Raw genomic sequence first — 17315 nt, 5'->3', positions numbered from 1 at the left:
TCAGTCCAAAAATCACAGGTCCGCCAGCACACGCAGGTGGGCTTCCACGCTGCGGGCCAATGGCCCCATTACATAGCCGCCCTCCAGGCAGGAGACGATGCGTCCCTTGGAATAGCGCTGCGCGATGTCCTTAACGCGCTGGGTGATCCAGGCATAGTCCGATTCGGTCAGGCCCAGTTGCCCCATGTCGTCCTCCCGGTGCCCATCGAACCCCGCGCTCACGAAGACCATCTCGGGCTTGAAGGCCTCCAGCCGCGGGATCCACATCATCTCGATGATCTCGCGGATGTCCATGCCGCGGGTGTAGGCTGGCACCGGCACGTTGACCATGTTGGGGGCAGGATCGTGGTCGCCGCTGTAGGGGTAGAAGGGGTGCTGAAAAATGCTGACCATCAGCGCGCGCGGATCGTTGGCTAGGATGTCTTCGGTGCCGTTGCCGTGGTGCACGTCGAAATCGACCACCGCCACGCGCTGCAGGTTGTGGCGCTGCAATGCGTACTTGGCGGCCACGGCCACGTTGTTAAAGAAGCAGAAGCCCATGGCCTTGCTGCGCGTGGCATGGTGGCCCGGCGGGCGCACGGCGCAGAAGGCGTTCTCCATCTCGCCGGCCATCACCGCATCGGTGGCGGCCAGGGCGGCCCCGGCGGCGCGCAGCGAGGCGTTCCAGGTGTGGGCGTTGATGGAGGTGTCGGGGTCGAGCTGCGAGTAGCTCGGGCCGCCGGCCAGGATCTCCTCGTTGAGCCGGTCTGACAGGCCGCGCATGGCGGCCACGTGCAGACGGTCGTGGGCCAGCTCAATGTCGGCCAGGGACGCCTCGGGCGCCTCGCGCCGGTCCAGCGCATCGCCCACGCCAGTGATCAGCAGCCGGTCTTCGATGGCATCGAGCCGCTCGGGGCATTCGGGATGCCCGGGGCCCATTTCGTGCTTCCAGCAGTCGCGGTGGGTGAAATAGCCCGTCTTGCTCACAGTCAATCCCCGTGTCTCATACTTTTAGGATAACGTCGCGCTATGACTATGAATGCCCAGCACAAAATCAAATCGCTTCTGGACCAGCTTAACACGGTGATCGTGGGCAAACAGGCCCAGGTACAGGACTGCGTGGCCTGCCTGCTGGCCGGCGGCCACCTGCTGATCGAGGATGTTCCGGGCGTAGGCAAGACCACGCTGGCCCATGCTTTGTCGCGCACCTTCGGGCTGCAGTTCGCGCGCGTGCAGTTCACGGCCGACCTGATGCCCAGCGACCTCACCGGCGTCTCGGTGTACGAGCGCGGCAAGGAAGCCTTCGTGTTCCACCCCGGCCCGGTGTTCGCCCAGGTGCTGCTGGCCGACGAAATCAACCGCGCCAGCCCCAAGACGCAGAGTGCCCTGCTTGAAGCCATGGAAGAAAAGCAGGTGTCAGTGGAAGGCGAGACGCGCGCCCTGCCCCACCCCTTCTTCGTGATCGCCACGCAGAACCCGCACGACCAGCTCGGCACCTTTGCGCTGCCCGAGTCGCAGCTGGACCGCTTTCTGATGCGCATCTCCATCGGCTACCCCGACCGGGCGGCCGAGCGCGTGCTGTTGGCAGGCGCCGACCGCCGCGACATGGTGGACACCATGCTGCCCCAGCTGTCCGACGACGAGTTGGCCGAGCTGCAGCGCCAGGTACTGGCGGTGCACACCGCCGACCCGCTGCTCAACTACGTGCAGGACCTGATCGCGGCCACGCGCTCGGGCCGCTGGTTCCTGCAGGGGCTGTCGCCGCGCGCGGGCATTGCCCTGGTGCGCGCGGCCAAGGCACAGGCGCTGATCAGCGGGCGTGACTATGTGGCGCCCGACGACGTGCAAGCCGTGCTGCCCCAGACCATTGCCCACCGCTTGGTGCCCGTGGGCGATGCGGGCCGGGGTGCTGTGGAGCAGGTGCGGGCCATGGCCGAGTCCGTGCCTTTGCCTTGAGCGCTCGGGATATGGCCACGGCCCCTTCACCCACGGCACCGGCCACGCCGCCGGGGCGGCTGCGCGCCGCTCTCGCGGCGCTCAACCCGCTCACGCCCGTGCGCAAGCGTTTCGAGAACTGGTGGATGGTGCGACGGCCGCTGAGCGACACGCTCACGCTGACCCAGCGCAATGTCTACATCCTGCCCACGGGCGCAGGGTGGATGCTGGCGCTGACGCTGCTGATCCTGCTGGTGGCCTCCATCAACTACCAGCTCAACCTGGGCTACCTGCTGACCTTTCTGCTGGCGGGCAGCGCCGTGGTCGGCATGCACATCTGCCACGCCACGCTGCGCGGCATCACGCTGCACCTCAAGGCGCCCGAGCCGCACTTCATGGGAACCAGCGCGACCGTAGAAGTGCAGGTGTCCAGCGAACGCAAGACGCCGCGCTATGGCATCGGCCTGGCCGTGCATGGCAGCGGTGGCGAAGCGCACCACTGGGCCTGGACCGATGTGCCCGCACAGGGAAGCTCCACCGTGCATGTGGCCTTTGCACCCCCGCGCCGGGGCCTGCACCGCGTGCCCACGCTCACGGCCGAAACGCGGTTTCCGCTGGGCACGTTCCGCGTATGGACCTACTGGCGCCCGGCCGCCCAGGTGCTGGTGTACCCGGCGCCGGAGCTGCCCCCCCCGCCGCTGCCACCCGGCGAGCCGCGCGGTGCGGGCACGGGCAGCGCGCCCTCGCAGGGCATTGGCGAGTTCGATGGCGTGCGCGCCTACCGGCGTGGCGACCCGCTCAAGCTGGTGGTCTGGAAGAAGGCGGCCAAGACGCTGGGCACCGGCACCGACGACCTGGTGAGCCGCGATTCGCAGCAGGCCCAGCGCCACGAGCTGTGGCTCGACCCGGCCCTGGCCGCCCTGCCTGACCCCGAGGCCCGCATCTCGCGCTTGGCTGCCTGGGTGCTGCAGGCCGATCGCCTGGGGCTGGACTATGGCCTGCGCCTGCCCGGCGTGGAGATCGAACCCGACACCGGCACCGTGCATCGCCGCCGCTGCCTGGAGGCGCTGGCGCTGTGCTGAACTTCCGCCGGTGACAAGCCATCCAAACGCATTGCCCTTTGCCCCTTTTTCCTCGGACACCCGACGCTCCATGAGCCTGCGCCAGACCCTCGCCACCCTGCCACGCGACGCGCGGGACACCTTGTTCCTGCTGTTCGCCACGGCCTGGGTGATCGCGCCCCAGGTGGCCAACCTGCCCGCCTGGGCCAGTGCCATGGCCTTCGGCATGCTGCTGTGGCGCGGCTGGATGGCGTGGAAGGGCCGGCCGCTGCCCGGGCGCTGGCTGCTCACGGTGCTGGTCATCGTGGCCGTGGCGGGCACCCTGTTCACGCACCGCACCATCCTCGGGCGCGACGCCGGTGTCACGCTCATGGTGATGATGCTGGCCTTCAAGACGCTGGAGCTGCGCGCACGGCGCGATGCGATGGTGATCTTTTTCCTGGGCTTCTTCACGATGCTCAGCAATTTTTTCTTCTCACAATCGCTGCTCACCGCAGCGGCCATGTTGATCGCCCTGCTGGGCCTGCTCACGGCGCTGGTCAACGCCCACATGCCGGTGGGGCGCCCGCCCCTGCTGCAGACCTTCCGCACGGCCGGCACCATGGCCCTGCTGGGCGCGCCCATCATGGTGGCGCTGTTCATGCTGTTCCCGCGCATGTCGCCGCTGTGGGGCATGCCCAGCGACAACCTCACCGGGCGCAGCGGCCTGTCGGGCACCATGAAGATCGGGGACATGGCCGAGATTGCGCTCGATGAGCGGGTGGCGATCCGGCTGCGCTTCGAAGGTGCGCCCACCGATGTTCCGCAGCAGTCCATGCTGTATTTCCGCGGCCCCGTCATGTCCGCCTTCGACGGCAGGCAATGGGTGGCTGAGCCGTTCCGGGAAGACAGCGAGTGGGCCGCCCGTGTGGCGGTACGGGCCAATCTGCAGACCAGCGGCCCTGCCGTGCGCTACGAAGTGACGCTGGAACCCCAGCGCCAGCCCTGGCTGATGGTGCTGGAAGCCACACCCGAGGCACCCCAGGTGCCCAACATGCAGGCCTACATGACGCAGGACCTGCAGTGGATGACCACGCGCCCCATCACCGACGTGCTGCGCTACCAGGCGGTGAGCTACCCCGAATTCCGCCACGGCCCCCAGGAGTCCGTACGCCAGCTGCGCGTGTACACCGAGTTGCCGCCCGGCTTCAACCCGCGCACCCTGGCCCTGGCGGCTGAGATGCGCGCCGACCCCGCACTGGCCGGGGCCAGCACCCAGGTGCTGGTCAATGCCGTGCTCCAGCGCCTGCGCACGGGCGGCTACAACTACTCGCTGGAGCCCGGCGTCTTCGGCGAGCACACCGCCGACGAGTTCTGGTTCGACCGCAAGGAAGGCTTCTGCGAGCACATTTCTTCCGCCTTCGTGATCCTGATGCGCGCGATGGACATACCCGCGCGCATTGTCACCGGCTACCAAGGGGGCGAGCGCAACCCGGTGGATGGCTACTGGACCGTGCGCAATGCCGATGCCCATGCCTGGGCCGAGGTGTGGATGGAAAACCGTGGCTGGGTGCGCGTGGACCCCACGGGCGCAGTGTCGCCAGGCCGGGTGGGCCAGTTCCAGCGCCTCAGGGCGCCCGAGGGCGCATTTGCCAGCGCGATGGGAACCATCAGCCCCGGAATGGTGCAATCCTTGCGCGCCGTGTGGGAGGCCGTGAACAACAGCTGGAGCCAGTGGGTGCTCAACTACAGCCAGAGCAGCCAGTTCGACCTGCTCAAGGCCCTGGGCTTCGAATCCCCGAGCTGGCAGGACCTGACCACCGTGCTCGGCGCCCTCATCGTGATCGCCGCCAGCGGCGGCGGGCTGTGGACCCTGTGGGAGCGCAGCCAGCACGACCCCTGGCTGCGCCTGCTGGCGCGCGTGCGCCAGCGCCTGGCCAAGGCCGGCCTGGTGCTGCCCGACACCTTGCCGCCCCGCTCCATGGCCCAGCAGGTGACTGCCCACTTCGGTGACAGCGCCAGCGGCCTGGCCGCCTGGCTGCTGCGGCTGGAGCAGGTACGCTATGCCCCCGAGCCTGCCCAGCAGTTCGGCGCCCTGCGCCGCGAATTCAACACCCTGCCCTGGCCCCCGTCCGCACGGGGCCGATGACCCGAACGACATGCGCCTCCTGAAATCCGTTGCCATCGCCTGTGTGGCGGTGGCCTGTGCCCTGCCCGCCCTCGCCAGCCCCTCCAAGCCCACCAAGCAGGCTGCCGCCAAAAAAACCGCGGCGAATTCCACCGTGCAGGGCGGCGTGCCCTACGCCAACCGGCCCGATGCCATGGCCTTTGCCGACGACCTGGCCACCCGGCGTGGGCTGGACCGCGAATGGGTACGCCAGGCCATCGGCCAGGCACGCCTGCTGTCCCAGGTGCCGCGCCTCATGCTGCCCCCGCCCGTGGGCACGCCCAAGAACTGGCGCGTGTACCGCAGCCGCTTCATCGACCCGGTGCGCATCCGCGCGGGCGTGCGTTTCTGGCAGGAGCACCGCGAGGCGATGGAGCGGGCCGAGGCCGAATACGGCGTGCCGGTGGAGATCATCGTCGGCATCATCGGCGTGGAGACCATCTACGGCCAGCAGATGGGCAACTTCCGCGTGATGGATGCGCTGGCCACGCTCGCGTTCGACTTTCCCAACGCCCACCCGCGTGCCAAGGAGCGCCGCGAGTTCTTCCAGCGCGAACTCGAACAGTTCCTGAGCCTGACCAACCGCAGCAACATCGACCCCTTCGAGCCGCGCGGCAGTTATGCAGGAGCGATGGGCCTGGGGCAATTCATGCCGTCCAGCTGGGTGCGCTATGCGGTGGACTTCGATGGCGATGGCCGGGTCGACCTGTTCAGGAGCCCTGTGGACGCCATAGGCTCGGTGGCCAACTACTTCAAGGGCCACAACTGGACCACCGGCATGCCCACGCACTATGCGGTGCAGTTCGACACCGCGCGGCTGCAGCTTGACACCCTGCTGGCACCGGATATCCTGCCCACCTTCAGCGCCGCCAGCATGCAGGCCAAGGGCGTGGTGCTCGATGCCGCAGGGGCCCAGCACACGGGCCCCCTGGCGCTGGTGGAGCTGCAGAACGGCGGCGAAACACCGACCTATGTGGCGGGCACGGAGAACTTCTACGCCATCACGCGCTACAACTGGTCGAGCTACTACGCCATGGCCGTGATCGAGTTGGGCCGCGAGGTGGCCGCAGCACGGTGACCTGAAAGCGAATCACGCCGTGGCGTGCGCTGGCGCCCGTTCAACGCCCCATGCGTCCAGCCCCGGCCGCCAGCCCAGCTCCGGCGCGATGAGCCGGGCCGTGTCTTCCAGGATCTGCCGGTATTCCTCGGGCGCGAAGTCGTAGGGGAGCTCCAGCCGCAGCTCCTGCACCAGGGGCACGATGGGGTCCTCGCGCAGCCACTGCAGGATCTGGTCGCTGCTGCCCACCAGGTCGCGCGCGAACAGCGTGCGCCGCTCGCCCTGGGGGGCCAGGGTGCGTGCCTGCCGTGTGGCGGCCCAGGCCAGGTAGCGTGCGCGGGTGGAGGCGTCGGCCCCGTCGAGCGGCACGATCACCCTGCCCAGTGCCACGCGCGGCACGCTGGCCTGCGGCTGCTGTGCACGCCAGCGGGCATGGAACAGGTCGAGTTGCGCACGCTGCGCCTCGAAAAACTGGTCCGTCTGCTCGGCCCGGTTGATGTTGCCGATGAGCAGGTGGTAGCCCTGCTCGCCCGCCCAATGGGCGGAGCGCAGCGAGCCGCCGCCATACCACAGGCGCTGCGCCAAACCCGGTGCGTAGGGCTGCAGGCGCGGGCGCTGGCGGCCCGCGGGGGATTCGACAAAGGTCTCCTCATCGCCCAGCAACTCGCCCTGCAGGTTGCGGCGCAGGCGCTCCACCCGGGCGTGCGAGAAATCGATGCTGCCCGAATCGCCATCGAACAGGCGCTCGCCCAGCAGCGCGCCAAAGGGCGGTGCCCCGGCGCTCAGCCCCACGTGAAGGCGCCTGCGCGAAAGCACGTCCACCGTGGCCAGGTCCTCGGCCAGGCGAAACGGGTTCTCGTAGCCCATCTGCACCACGGCCGTTCCCAGGGCTATGCGCAGCGTGCGCTGGCTGGCTGCAGCGAGGAAGGTCGCGGCCGAGGACACCCCGCGCTCCAGGTGGCGCTGGCGCACCCAGGCGCTGTCGAAGCCCAGGGCCTCGCCGTAGGCGAACAACTGCAGCGTGTGCTCCAGCCCGTCGAAGGGGTCAGTGTCGGGGAAGTTGCCCGGCGAGAGGAAGGCGAGGTGGCGTATGGCCATGGTCAGAACTTCGGCAAGCCCGGAGGGTTGGTCTCCGAGCGCGGCAGCGCTTCTTCCGCCAGGCTCCAGCGCGCGAGCGTCTGCGTGTACTTGCCGCTCTGGATGATCGCGTTGCCTGCCAGCGTGAGCGCATCGGCCAGGCCGCTGCCCTTGCGCGTGGTGATGGCCACATCGGACTTGAGCGGCCAGCCGGCGTTCACCGTGCCCACGAGCTTGATCTTGCCGTCCTTGGCCGCATGGTAGGCCTGGGGCGCGTTGGGGTTGAAGTTGGCATCGGCCCGGCCCGAGACCACGCCCAGCAGGCGGGCTGCATCGTCGTCGAAGTAGACCAGCTCCACCGGCTTCAAGCCCGCCGCCAGGTTCTTCTTGTTCCATTCGAGCAGGATGCGCTCCTGGTTGGTGCCCGAGGCCGTGATGACCTTGAGGCCGGCCACGTCCTTGGGCTCCTTGATCGATGCGATCTTGCTGTCGGCGCGTACATAGAAGCCGTGCAGGCCCAGGCGGTAGGTGGAGAAGTCGAACTTCTCCTTGCGCTGCTCGGTCACGCCCACGTTGGAGATCACCGCGTCGTACTTGCCCGAAGAGAGGCCCAGCGGCCAATCGGCCCAGGCGATGGGCACCAGCTCCAGCTTGAGGCCCAGCGCATCGGCAATCAGCAGCGCGTAGTCGGGATCGAAGCCCACCACGGTCTTGGCATCGGTGGCATAGGTGGAGATGGGCGGGGCGAACGGTGCGATCGCCACGGTGAACACGCCTTCCTTCACGAACTTGAAGTCCTTGGGGATGGCGGCGATGGCTGCGGCGTTTCTGTCGCCGCGCAGGCGGGCCTTCTGCTCGGGGGTGAAGTCGAAGGTCTGGGCCAGGGCGCTGCCGCCGAATGCAGCCAATACCAGGGCGGCCAGCCAGCGCCGCAAGGATGGAGAGGTGATGGACATGGCGCGCCTCACTTCTTGGGCAGGCCTGGGGGGTTGGTGCGCGCCACCTGGATGGCCTCGGACTGCAGGTTCCAGCGCTCCAGCGACTTGGTGTAGTTGCCGTTCTGAATCTGCGCGTTGAGCGCAGCAGTCACCGCCTCGGCAATGCCCGAGCCCTTGCGCGAGGTCACGGCGATCTCGGCGTTCTGCGGCCAGCCACCCGAGAAGGCGCCCACCAGCTTGGTGCGGCCATCGCGCGCGTTGTGCGCAGCGATGCCGTTGGGCGCGAGGTAGGCGTCCGCCCGGCCCGAGAGGATGGCCAGGTACAGCACCACATCGTCGTCGTAGTACTGGATCTCCACGGGCTTGAGGCCTGCGGCCACGTTCTGCTGGTTCCAGCGCAGCAGGATCTGCTCCTGGTTGGTGCTGGCGCCGACGATGATCTTCAGGCCCGCCACGTCCTTGGGCTCCTTGATCGCGGTGATCTTGCTGTCGGCCTTCACGTAGATGCCCAGTTGGTCATTGCGGTAGGTGGAGAAGTCGAATTTTTCCTTGCGCTCCTCGGTCACCGTGACGTTGGAGATCACCACGTCGAACTTGCCCGACTGCAGGCCCAGCGGCCAGTCGGCCCAGGCCACCGATACCAGCTCCAGTTTGCGCCCCAGGCTGTCTGCCACCAGTTGCGCCACGTCTGGCGCATTGCCCACGGGGGTCTTGTTGTCGGTGGCGTAGGCACCAAACGGCAGGCGGCCCGTGGTAGTGCCCACGGTGAGCACGCCCTCCTTCGCAAACTTGAAATCCTTGGCCACGAGCCTGAGCGCCTCGTCGACCTTGGCCGAGCGCGGGCGCCCGGGCTGTTCAGGGCTCAGGTCCACGGCCTGAGCCGTGGCCTGCAGCGGGACCATGGCCGCGGCGGCCAGCGCCAGGGCAAGGAAGGTGGAGCGACGGGTGAAGTTCATCGGATGGTTCCTGGAAAAGGACAAGAGAAGACAAGAGGGACATGCGCGCAGGCTCGCGCCCGGCCGGCGCCGCATGCGAAGAGGAATGAAAGCAGAGAGCTACAGGACCTTGGCCAGAAACTCTGCGGTGCGTGGGTGTGCGGGGCGGTTGAACACCTGTTCGGGCGTGCCGGTCTCCAGCACCCGGCCCTGCTCCATGAAGACCACCGTGTCGGCCACCTCGCGGGCAAAGCCGATTTCGTGCGTGACGATGATCAGCGTGGTGCCCGAGCGCGCCAGCTCCTTGATCACGTCGAGCACCTCGCCCACAAGTTCCGGGTCCAGCGCCGAGGTCGGTTCGTCGAACAGCAGCACCTTGGGCCGCAAGGCCAGCGCACGCGCGATCGCCACGCGCTGCTGCTGGCCGCCCGAGAGCTGGCGCGGGTAGCTGTGCGCCTTGTCACTCAGGCCCACGCGGGCCAGCAGCTCTTGCGCCAGGGCCTCGGCTTCGGCACGCAGCACGCCGCGCACACTGATGGGGGCTTCGATGATGTTCTCCAGCACCGTGAGGTGGGGGAACAGGTTAAAGTTCTGGAACACCATGCCCACGTCCACACGGCGCTGCAGGATGTCTTTTTCGCCCAGTTCGTACAGCGTATCGGCGTCCTGGCGGTAGCCGATCAGCTCACCATCGATGGCGATGAAGCCGCCGTCCACCCGCTCCAGGTGGTTGATGGTGCGCAGCAGCGTGGACTTGCCCGAGCCCGACTGGCCCAGCACCACCGTCACGCTGCCGGGCGGCACCGTGAGCGTCACATCCTTGAGCACCTGCAGTGCGCCATAGTGCTTGGAGACGCCGTGGATGGTGACCTCGCCGCCACGCGTGAGGCCGCCGCTCCAGCGTGGCACGGTGCCGGCGGGTGCGGCCTGCGGTGCGGCAGCGGGCTCTGCAGACTGCGGCAAGGCCTTGGGAGCAAACCCCAGGCGCCGCGCGATGGCCGTGAACGGCGAAGGTGGCGGGTTGCGCAGCGCGCCCTTGGCGAAATGCCGCTCGATGTAGTGCTGCATGATGGACAGCACCGTGAGGATCACCAGGTACCAGACGGTGGCCACCATCAGCAGCGGGATCACCTCCAGATTGCGCCGGTAGATGATCTGGATGGTGTAGAACAGCTCGGGCAGCGCCAGGATGTAGACGTTGGACGTGCCCTTGGCCAGGCCGATGATGTCGTTGAAGCCGCTGGGCAGGATGGAGCGCATGGCCTGCGGCAGCACGATGCGAAAGGCCTGGCGCCGGCGCGGCAGGCCGAGCGCGGCGGCCGCCTCGAGCTGCCCCTGGTCCACCGAGAGGATGCCCCCGCGCACGATTTCCGAGGCGAAGGCCGCCTGGTTGAGCGTGAGCCCGATCAGTGCTGCCACGAAGGGGCTGATGAGCTGCGTTGTGGGGTACGAGAAGAAGGTCCAGCCGGTGAACGGCACGCCCAGGCTCACCGTCTCGTAGAGGTACCCGAGGTTGTTGATGATGAGCAGCAGCACGATCACCGGGATGGAGCGGAAAATCCAGACGAAGGTCCACGACAGCCCCGCAAGCAGCGGCGAGCGCGACACCCGGGCCAGCGCCAGCGCCGTGCCCAGCGTAAAGCCGAACAGCGCTCCCAGCGCCGTGAGCAGCAAGGTGCGGCCCAGGCCCACGAGCACCGGCTCGGCGAAGAACCACTCTGCGAACACCCCCCAGCCCCAGCGCGGGTTGGTGAGCACCGAGTACAGCACCAGCGCGATGACAACGGCGGCGAATGCCGTGCCCACGGCCCGCGCGCGGTAGCGTGCAGGCACCACCTTGTAGTGCGAGTAATCGCCCTTCGCGGGGGGCACGGCAGTTGGCACCGCTGCCGGGGGCGCGGGATGGTGCTGCACGGCAGGCGCCGGGCCCGAAGGCAGCGCGTGCGACGCATCGAGCGTGGTGGTGGTGGACATGTGGTTCTTGTGGGGTGAAGCGAAGAAGGACGGCTCAGGCCGCTCGGGCCAGAGGTTCGGAAAAAGCCGTGGCGAAGGCGGACGAGGCGGGCACAAGGGTTTTCTCGAACGGCAGCGAGCGGTAAGTGCCCTCGGGCGCCGCCGGGTCGAACAGCGCCGCATACCCCTGGCCCAGGTACAGCGCCACGGCCTCGGGCTGGCGAAAGCCCGTGGTCAGGTAGATGCGTGTGTAGCCCTGGCGCAGCGCCTGGGCCTCGAGCTCCTGGACCACCCGGCGTGCCAGGCCCTGGCGGCGCTGGGCCGAGTGCGTCCACACGCGCTTGACCTCGGCCGTGCCGGGGTCCGGGTGGCGCTTGAAGGCGCCACCGCCGATGGCCTGGCCATCGCGCAGCAGCAGCACGAAGTTGCCGCCCTCGGGCGGGGAGAACAGCTCGGCCGGGTACTTCTCCATCTCCCGCGGGCCGCCCTCGCGCTCGTAGAAGTCGCCATAGCGGCTCTCGTACTCGTAGCTCAGTTCCTCCACCAGCGGGCGCGCCAGCGGGTCCAGGGGGGTGGTGTAGACGAATCGTTCGCTCATGGTGTCGCGTCCATCAAGGCAACAGGAAAGGGGGTCATGCGGGCGCCAGGAAGCGCTCGGCCAGGCGCACCCAGTAGGTGGCCGACGGCGCCAGGATGGCGTCGTTGAAGTCGTAGTACGGGCTGTGCAGCGAGGCGCCGTCGCCATTGCCCACGAAGACATAGCTGCCGGGCCGCTGGAGCAGCATGAAGGCGAAGTCCTCGCTGGCGGTGCGCGGGCGAAAGCCGGCGTCCACGCGTGCAGCGCCGAAGGTGTCCACGGCCACGCTGCGCGCCAGCGCCGTCTCGGCGTCGTGGTTCAGCACCGCAGGGTAGCCCGGGCGGTACTGCACCTCGGCCGTGGCGCCGAAGCTCTCGGCCTGGGCCCGCACGATGGCCGGAATGCGCTCCTGCAGGATGGCGCGCACCTCGGGCTTGAAGGCCCGCGCCGTGAGCTTGAGCTCCACGCTTTCGGGAATCACGTTCGGAGCGGCGCCGCCGTGGATCGAGCCCACCGTGACCACGCCCATGTCCAGCGGGTCGACGTTGCGCGACACCACCGTCTGCAGTGCCGTGATGATGTGCGCTGCCGCCACCACCGGGTCCACCGTCTCGTGCGGCGCGGCGCCGTGGCCGCCCTTGCCGCGCACGGTGACGGTGATCTGGTCCACCGAGGCCATGGCCGGCCCGTTGACGCAGCCGAAGTGCCCCGCGCCCACGCAGGGCCAGTTGTGCAGGCCGAAGACCGCGTCGCAGGGAAAGCGCTCGAACAGCCCCTCGGCGATCATGCGGTTGGCACCACCGCCGTTCTCCTCGGCGGGCTGGAAGATCAGGTTCAGCGTGCCGTCGAAGCGGCCCGATTCGGCCAGGAAGCGCGCCGCTGCGAGCAGCACAGTGGTGTGGCCGTCGTGCCCGCAGGCATGCATCACGCCGGCGTTTTCGCTCGCATAGGGCAGGCCCGTGGCCTCGGTGATGGGCAACGCGTCCATGTCGGCGCGGATGCCCAGCGACTTGCCACTGCCATTGCCGCGCACCAGCCTGCCCACCACGCCCGTGCCGGCAATGCCGGTCGTGACCTCGTAGCCCCACGCCGCGAGCCGCTCGGCCACGATGGCGGCCGTGCGGTGCTCCTGGAAGGACAGCTCCGGGTGGCGGTGCAGGTCCTGGCGCAGGGCCTTGAACTCGCCGATGAAGGCAGCAATGCCCTCCTCGACCCGGGCCACATCCTGGGCGCTGTTGAGCGGGGCGGCAGGCAACGCGGCGCCCATCAGGCGACCTTCCTGCCGCTGGCGCCCTGCCCGTCCACCGCCGCATAGCGGCTGGCCTTGCGCGGCAGGCCCAGGTGGTCGCGCAGCGTGGTGCCGGGCAAGGTGCGCTCATAGCGGCCGCGTGCCTCCAGCACCGGGATCACATGCGTCACGAAGTCTTCGAGCCCCTGGGCCAGCACCGGAAAGCCGAGGATGAAGCCGTCGGCCGCGCCCTCGTCCACCCAGCGGATGATCTCGTCGGCCACGCGCTCGCCCGTGCCCACGAACTGCGAGCGCGGCGTGGCCGCCTCCAGCGCCACCTGGCGCAGCGTGAGGCCGCGTTCCCTGGCATCGGCCTTGATGCGGTCGGTGGTGGAGCGAAAGCTGTTGCGCCCGATCTCGCCCAGTTCGGGGAAGGGCGCGTCCAGCGGGTACTGGCTGAAATCGTGGTGGTCGAAATAGCGGCCCAGGTAGGCCAGCGCCTCTTCCACCGTGAGCAGTTCGCGGATGGCCTGGTACTTGGCCTCGGCCTCCTCCTGGGTGGCCCCCACCACCGGGCCGATGCCCGGGAAGATCTTCACGTCGTCGCCCCGGCGGCCCTGCGCCACGGCACTGGCCTTGACCTGGCGCAGGAAGCCGCGCGTGGCCTCGAGGTTGGGCGAATGCGTGAACACCGCGTCGGCGTACTTGCCCGCCAGGCCCACACCCGCATCGGACGAACCGGCCTGAAAGATCACCGGCTGGCCCTGGGCCGAGCGCCCGATGTTGAGCGGCCCCGCCACCTGGAAGAAGCGGCCCTTGTGGTCGAGCGTGTGCAGCTTGGCGGGGTCGAAGAACTGGCCGGTGGCGCGATTGCGCACCACGGCGTCTTCGTCCCAGCTGTCCCACAGACCCTGGGTGACCTCCAGGTACTCGTCGGCGATCTCGTAGCGCAGCGCGTGGTCGGGGTGCTTGCGGCTGTAGTTGCTGGCGGTGCCTTCGAGCGGTGTGGTCACCACGTTCCAGCCCGCACGCCCATTGCTGATGAGGTCGAGCGAGGCGAACTGGCGCGCCACCGTGAACGGGTCGCTGTACGAGGTGGAGATGGTGCCCGCCAGGCCGATCTTGGTCGTGGCTACGGCCAGCGCCGAGAGGATGGAGATCGGCTCGAAGCGGTTGAGAAAATGCGGGATCGACTTCTCGTTGATGAACAGGCCATCGGCCACGAAGGCGAAGGCGATGCCGTTGGCCTCTGCCTTGCGTGCGGTATCGATGTAGAACTGCAGGTTCACGCTCGCGTCGGCTGGGCCGACGGGGTGCTTCCACGAATTCATGTGGCCGCCTGCGCCGTGCAGCATCAGGCCGAAGCGGATGGGGGAGCGGACGGGGGTTGGGTTGCTCATGTGTTCTTTCCTTCTGGGGGCGGGGGTCAGGCTTCGGCGGTCTGCAGGGCACCGGCGAGCAGTTCCACCGACGCGAGGCGTTCGGCAAAGCCAGTGACTGGGGTGTCGACCACGAACTCCTCGATGCCGTAGCGCTTGGCCAGTGCATCAAGCGCATGGCGCACGAAGGCCTGCGAGCCGGCGATCACGTGCGGGCGGGTTTCTTCGAGGCGGTAGTCGCTCACGCCGGCCTGGCGCGCGAACTCGGCGGCGGCTTTTTCAGTGGGCAGGTTCACGCTCTGGCCGGTGGACAGGTGCAGCTTGAACACGCGCAGCGCGCCCACCAGGCGCTCGGCCTCCTCCTGCGTGTCTGCGACCAGGGCATACAGCGCCAGCAGCGGTGCACGGCCCGCGGCCTCGCGGTAGACCTGCAGCGAGCGCTCGATGTTCACCGGGTCGCCGTTGAAATGCCCGGCGTAGACGAACTGCCAGCCATGGCGCGCGGCCAGCGCGGCGCTGTCGGGGCTGCCGCCGAGCAGAAAGCGCTCGGGCAGGCTCGGCGGCTCGGGCAGGGCCACGGCGCCGGCCAGCGGGTGGTCGGCGGGAAGGGTGCTGGAGACGAAGGCATCGAGCTCAGCCAGTTGCGCGGAGAAGTCGGCCTTGCGCGCGGGGTCGCGGGCGGCCTGCAAGGCGCGGGTGGACAGCGGCAGGCCGCCCGGCGCCTTGCCCACGCCCAGGTCCACGCGGCCCGGCGCCAGCGCGGCCAAGAGCTTGAAGGCCTCGGCCACCTTGAAGGGGCTGTAGTGCTGCAGCATGACGCCGCCCGAACCCACGCGGATGCGCGTGGTGCGCGCCAGCAGGTGTGCAACCAGCACCTCGGGCGCCGAGCCCGCCAGGCCCGGGTTGCCATGGTGCTCGGCCACCCAGAAGCGGCGGTAGCCCAGTTGCTCGGCGCGCTGCGCCAGCGCTACGGTGCGCTGCAGCGCCTGGGCCGCTGTGGCGCCTTCAGGAACAGGGCTCTTGTCGAGCAGGGACAGGGCATAGGACACGGTGGAGGCGATTCGCGCATGGATGAACAATGCTGCAAATTCTGTGGCCCCGGGCCGGCGCGCGTTGCGCTAACTTGTCATATCGATATGCGGACAAAAGGCGCCCACGGCCCTTCGACCGCCTGGCGTGCGGGGCCGGCTGCGGGCCCGCGCACGCTGCCGTATCAAGGCCTCTGCATGGTGCAGGTATGGGGCTGCTGGGCCTTGGCGGGGGCGATCTGGCGCACCACGCGGAAACCGTAGCCCGAGCCTTCGACGTCGAACTTGACGCCCGGTGCGCCCTTCTTTTCCATCACGCCCACCACCAGCGCCTGCTGGAACTGGTGGTCCGCCGCGCGCATGCTGCCCCCCTGGCCCGAGAGCTGCACGCTGGCCTTTTCCATCTGCCGCGCCACGGCCACCGGATCGGTGCTGCCCGCGCGTTCGATGGACTGGGCGAGCGCCTCCACCATGAGCTGCATGCGCATGTGCACGTAGTCGTCCTGGGGCTTGGGAAAGCGCTCGCGGAAGGACTGGTAGAAGGCCTCGCTCGGCGCACCCGGCACGTTGGGCAGCCAGTCGGCCACGGCCACCACCTTGCCGATGCCCGCGTCGCCGATGGCTGCGGGCGCGCCCAGCGCGTTGCCGTAGAAGGTGTAGAAGCTGCCTTCGTAACCCACCTCGCGTGCGGCCTTGACCAGCAGGGTGAGGTCGTTGCCCCAGTTGCCGGTGACCACGGCTTGCGCGCCGCTGGTCTTGATCTTCACGGCGTAGGGCGCAAAGTCCTTCACGCGGCCCACGGGGTGCAGCTCTTCGCCGACCACGGCCACGTCAGGGCGCTGGGCATTGAGCTGCTTTTTCGCCTCGCGCAGCACGGCCTGGCCAAAGCTGTAGTCCTGACCGATCAGGTAGACGCTCTTCAAGGCCTTGTCATCGCGCATCACGTCCATCAGCGCCGCCATGCGCATATCGGCATGGGCGTCGAAGCGGAAGTGCCAGAAGCTGCACTTCTCGTTAGTGAGGATGGGGTCCACCGCCGAGTAATTGAGGAAGATCACGCGCTTGTTCGGCTCGCGCTCGTTGTGCTTGTTGATGGCCTCGATCAGCACCGCGGCCGTGGCCGACGAGTTGCCCTGCAGGATGACCTGCGCACCATCGTCGATGGCCGCGCGCAGGGCCGACAGGGCCTCTTCGTTCTGGCCCTTGCTGTCGTAGCGCTCCAGCGCCAGCGGGCGCGGGCCGCCGGCACTGGCCGGCAGCGCCACGCCGCCGCGCGCGTTGACGCGCTCCATGGCCCAGAAGATGTTGCGGTAGACCGCTTCACCCGTGTTGGCGAAGGCACCCGAGAGGCTTTCGATCAGCGCCATCTTCACGGGCTTGGCGGGTGCCGTGGCGGCAGCCGGTGCCGTGCCCTGTGCCCAGCTGGCGGAGGTTGGTGCCAGCGTGCAGGCCAGTGTGGCGGCGACGGCCAAAGCGGAATGACGTAATGCCGCAGCGCCTGATTTCAAGCCCGCGAACCGCAATTTATTCATGCTCTTTTTCCCCTTGAAAACCTTTGTGGCCGTACACAAGTTCTGTCCATGCGGCGACCACGTCGAGAGCCGCGCAGTGTATAGGAGTCCTTTTCATGATCTTCGCCCCCGTCGCCCGCCGTTCCGCCTTCAACAACGCCCCCCGCTCTGCCGACCTCGCGCTGCAGCGCTTTCTGCTCGGCAGCTTTGCCAATGCAGCCCCTGCCCGGTCTGCCGGCGTGACCGTCACCCAGGACGACAAGGCCACCACCTTGCAGCTCGATGTGCCCGGCCTGACGCGTGAGCAGCTGCAGATCGCCATCGAAGGCAATGTGGTGCGCCTGTCCAGCGTGGAAGGCGCCCCCCGCCAGGTGCAGCGCGCCTGGGAGCTGGCCACCGACATCGATGCCGCTGCCAGCAGCGCCAAGCTCGAAAACGGCGTGCTCACGCTCACCCTGGTGCGCGTGGAACCCGTCAGCAAGGCCACCACGCTGAGCATCCAGTAAACCGG

General features: G+C 68.5%; 15 protein-coding genes. 5 read left to right on the top strand and 10 right to left on the bottom strand.

Annotated elements, in window-relative coordinates:
* Positions 1–12 precede the first annotated feature (12 nt).
* Positions 13–966 carry a histone deacetylase family protein gene (locus ACSQ3Y_RS10140; protein WP_436180104.1) on the bottom strand — a complete coding sequence of 318 codons (954 nt, stop codon included), beginning with the start codon at positions 964–966 and terminating at the stop codon, positions 13–15.
* Between the two features lie 48 nt (positions 967–1014).
* Here ACSQ3Y_RS10140 and ACSQ3Y_RS10135 point away from each other — a divergent pair, with 48 nt between their 5' ends.
* The 4 genes from ACSQ3Y_RS10135 (at position 1015) to mltB (ending at position 6199) form a co-directional block, all read left to right on the top strand.
* Positions 1015–1935 carry an AAA family ATPase gene (locus tag ACSQ3Y_RS10135; RefSeq protein ID WP_436180103.1) on the top strand — a complete coding sequence of 307 codons (921 nt, stop codon included), beginning with the start codon at positions 1015–1017 and terminating at the stop codon, positions 1933–1935.
* Between the two features lie 11 nt (positions 1936–1946).
* The gene (locus ACSQ3Y_RS10130) at positions 1947–2996 is read left to right on the top strand and encodes a DUF58 domain-containing protein (RefSeq protein ID WP_436177177.1); all 1050 of its coding nucleotides are present in this window, start codon (positions 1947–1949) and stop codon (positions 2994–2996) included.
* A gap of 70 nt (positions 2997–3066) precedes the next feature.
* Positions 3067–5103, top strand: a complete 2037-nt coding sequence (locus ACSQ3Y_RS10125) for a transglutaminaseTgpA domain-containing protein (protein ID WP_436177176.1) — start codon at positions 3067–3069, stop codon at positions 5101–5103.
* Between the two features lie 10 nt (positions 5104–5113).
* The gene (gene mltB, locus ACSQ3Y_RS10120; RefSeq protein WP_436177175.1) at positions 5114–6199 is read left to right on the top strand and encodes a lytic murein transglycosylase B; all 1086 of its coding nucleotides are present in this window, start codon (positions 5114–5116) and stop codon (positions 6197–6199) included.
* 12 nt (positions 6200–6211) lie between these two features.
* Here the strand turns inward: mltB and ACSQ3Y_RS10115 are convergent, their stop codons facing one another.
* From ACSQ3Y_RS10115 to ACSQ3Y_RS10075, 9 genes are all read right to left on the bottom strand, one after another.
* Positions 6212–7276 (bottom strand): LLM class flavin-dependent oxidoreductase, encoded by a 1065-nt coding sequence (locus ACSQ3Y_RS10115; RefSeq protein WP_436177174.1) that lies wholly within the window; start codon positions 7274–7276, stop codon positions 6212–6214.
* Between the two features lie 2 nt (positions 7277–7278).
* Positions 7279–8211: an ABC transporter substrate-binding protein gene (locus ACSQ3Y_RS10110; RefSeq protein WP_179684081.1), complete on the bottom strand. Its 933-nt coding sequence runs from the start codon at positions 8209–8211 to the stop codon at positions 7279–7281.
* Between the two features lie 8 nt (positions 8212–8219).
* The gene (locus tag ACSQ3Y_RS10105) at positions 8220–9149 is read right to left on the bottom strand and encodes an ABC transporter substrate-binding protein (protein WP_179684080.1); all 930 of its coding nucleotides are present in this window, start codon (positions 9147–9149) and stop codon (positions 8220–8222) included.
* A 99-nt stretch (positions 9150–9248) separates the two neighbouring features.
* Complete coding sequence (locus ACSQ3Y_RS10100; protein WP_436177173.1) at positions 9249–11102, bottom strand: amino acid ABC transporter permease/ATP-binding protein; 1854 nt, start codon at positions 11100–11102, stop codon at positions 9249–9251.
* A gap of 34 nt (positions 11103–11136) precedes the next feature.
* Complete coding sequence (locus ACSQ3Y_RS10095) at positions 11137–11679, bottom strand: GNAT family N-acetyltransferase (protein WP_436177172.1); 543 nt, start codon at positions 11677–11679, stop codon at positions 11137–11139.
* A 34-nt stretch (positions 11680–11713) separates the two neighbouring features.
* Positions 11714–12925, bottom strand: a complete 1212-nt coding sequence (locus ACSQ3Y_RS10090; protein WP_436177171.1) for a M20 aminoacylase family protein — start codon at positions 12923–12925, stop codon at positions 11714–11716.
* The gene (locus ACSQ3Y_RS10085; protein ID WP_436177170.1) at positions 12925–14286 is read right to left on the bottom strand and encodes an LLM class flavin-dependent oxidoreductase; all 1362 of its coding nucleotides are present in this window, start codon (positions 14284–14286) and stop codon (positions 12925–12927) included. Before ACSQ3Y_RS10085 ends, ACSQ3Y_RS10090 begins: the two co-directional genes overlap by 1 nt.
* Positions 14287–14312: 26 nt before the next feature.
* Complete coding sequence (locus ACSQ3Y_RS10080) at positions 14313–15314, bottom strand: LLM class flavin-dependent oxidoreductase (protein WP_436177169.1); 1002 nt, start codon at positions 15312–15314, stop codon at positions 14313–14315.
* 164 nt (positions 15315–15478) lie between these two features.
* Positions 15479–16825 (bottom strand): branched-chain amino acid ABC transporter substrate-binding protein, encoded by a 1347-nt coding sequence (locus ACSQ3Y_RS10075; RefSeq protein ID WP_436177168.1) that lies wholly within the window; start codon positions 16823–16825, stop codon positions 15479–15481.
* A 95-nt stretch (positions 16826–16920) separates the two neighbouring features.
* Between ACSQ3Y_RS10075 and ACSQ3Y_RS10070 the strand changes: the two genes are divergently transcribed.
* Positions 16921–17310 (top strand): Hsp20/alpha crystallin family protein, encoded by a 390-nt coding sequence (locus ACSQ3Y_RS10070; RefSeq protein ID WP_179684074.1) that lies wholly within the window; start codon positions 16921–16923, stop codon positions 17308–17310.
* Positions 17311–17315: the final 5 nt, after the last annotated feature.

Source organism: Acidovorax sp. LjRoot66, assembly GCF_964253305.1.
GTDB lineage: Bacteria > Pseudomonadota > Gammaproteobacteria > Burkholderiales > Burkholderiaceae_C > Acidovorax.
The sequence above is the reverse complement of the archived record's forward strand: the minus strand, read 5'-3'. Positions and strand labels throughout refer to the sequence as shown.

Coding starts and splice junctions, on each gene's coding strand:
- ACSQ3Y_RS10115 (WP_436177174.1), bottom strand. CDS start 7,276: ATGGCCATACGCCACCTCGCCTTCCTCTCGCCGGGCAACTTCCCCGAC.
- ACSQ3Y_RS10070 (WP_179684074.1), top strand. CDS start 16,921: ATGATCTTCGCCCCCGTCGCCCGCCGTTCCGCCTTCAACAACGCCCCC.
- ACSQ3Y_RS10105 (WP_179684080.1), bottom strand. CDS start 9,149: ATGAACTTCACCCGTCGCTCCACCTTCCTTGCCCTGGCGCTGGCCGCC.
- ACSQ3Y_RS10095 (WP_436177172.1), bottom strand. CDS start 11,679: ATGAGCGAACGATTCGTCTACACCACCCCCCTGGACCCGCTGGCGCGC.
- ACSQ3Y_RS10100 (WP_436177173.1), bottom strand. CDS start 11,102: ATGTCCACCACCACCACGCTCGATGCGTCGCACGCGCTGCCTTCGGGC.
- ACSQ3Y_RS10075 (WP_436177168.1), bottom strand. CDS start 16,825: ATGAATAAATTGCGGTTCGCGGGCTTGAAATCAGGCGCTGCGGCATTA.
- mltB (WP_436177175.1), top strand. CDS start 5,114: ATGCGCCTCCTGAAATCCGTTGCCATCGCCTGTGTGGCGGTGGCCTGT.
- ACSQ3Y_RS10130 (WP_436177177.1), top strand. CDS start 1,947: ATGGCCACGGCCCCTTCACCCACGGCACCGGCCACGCCGCCGGGGCGG.
- ACSQ3Y_RS10135 (WP_436180103.1), top strand. CDS start 1,015: ATGAATGCCCAGCACAAAATCAAATCGCTTCTGGACCAGCTTAACACG.
- ACSQ3Y_RS10125 (WP_436177176.1), top strand. CDS start 3,067: ATGAGCCTGCGCCAGACCCTCGCCACCCTGCCACGCGACGCGCGGGAC.
- ACSQ3Y_RS10090 (WP_436177171.1), bottom strand. CDS start 12,925: ATGGGCGCCGCGTTGCCTGCCGCCCCGCTCAACAGCGCCCAGGATGTG.
- ACSQ3Y_RS10110 (WP_179684081.1), bottom strand. CDS start 8,211: ATGTCCATCACCTCTCCATCCTTGCGGCGCTGGCTGGCCGCCCTGGTA.
- ACSQ3Y_RS10085 (WP_436177170.1), bottom strand. CDS start 14,286: ATGAGCAACCCAACCCCCGTCCGCTCCCCCATCCGCTTCGGCCTGATG.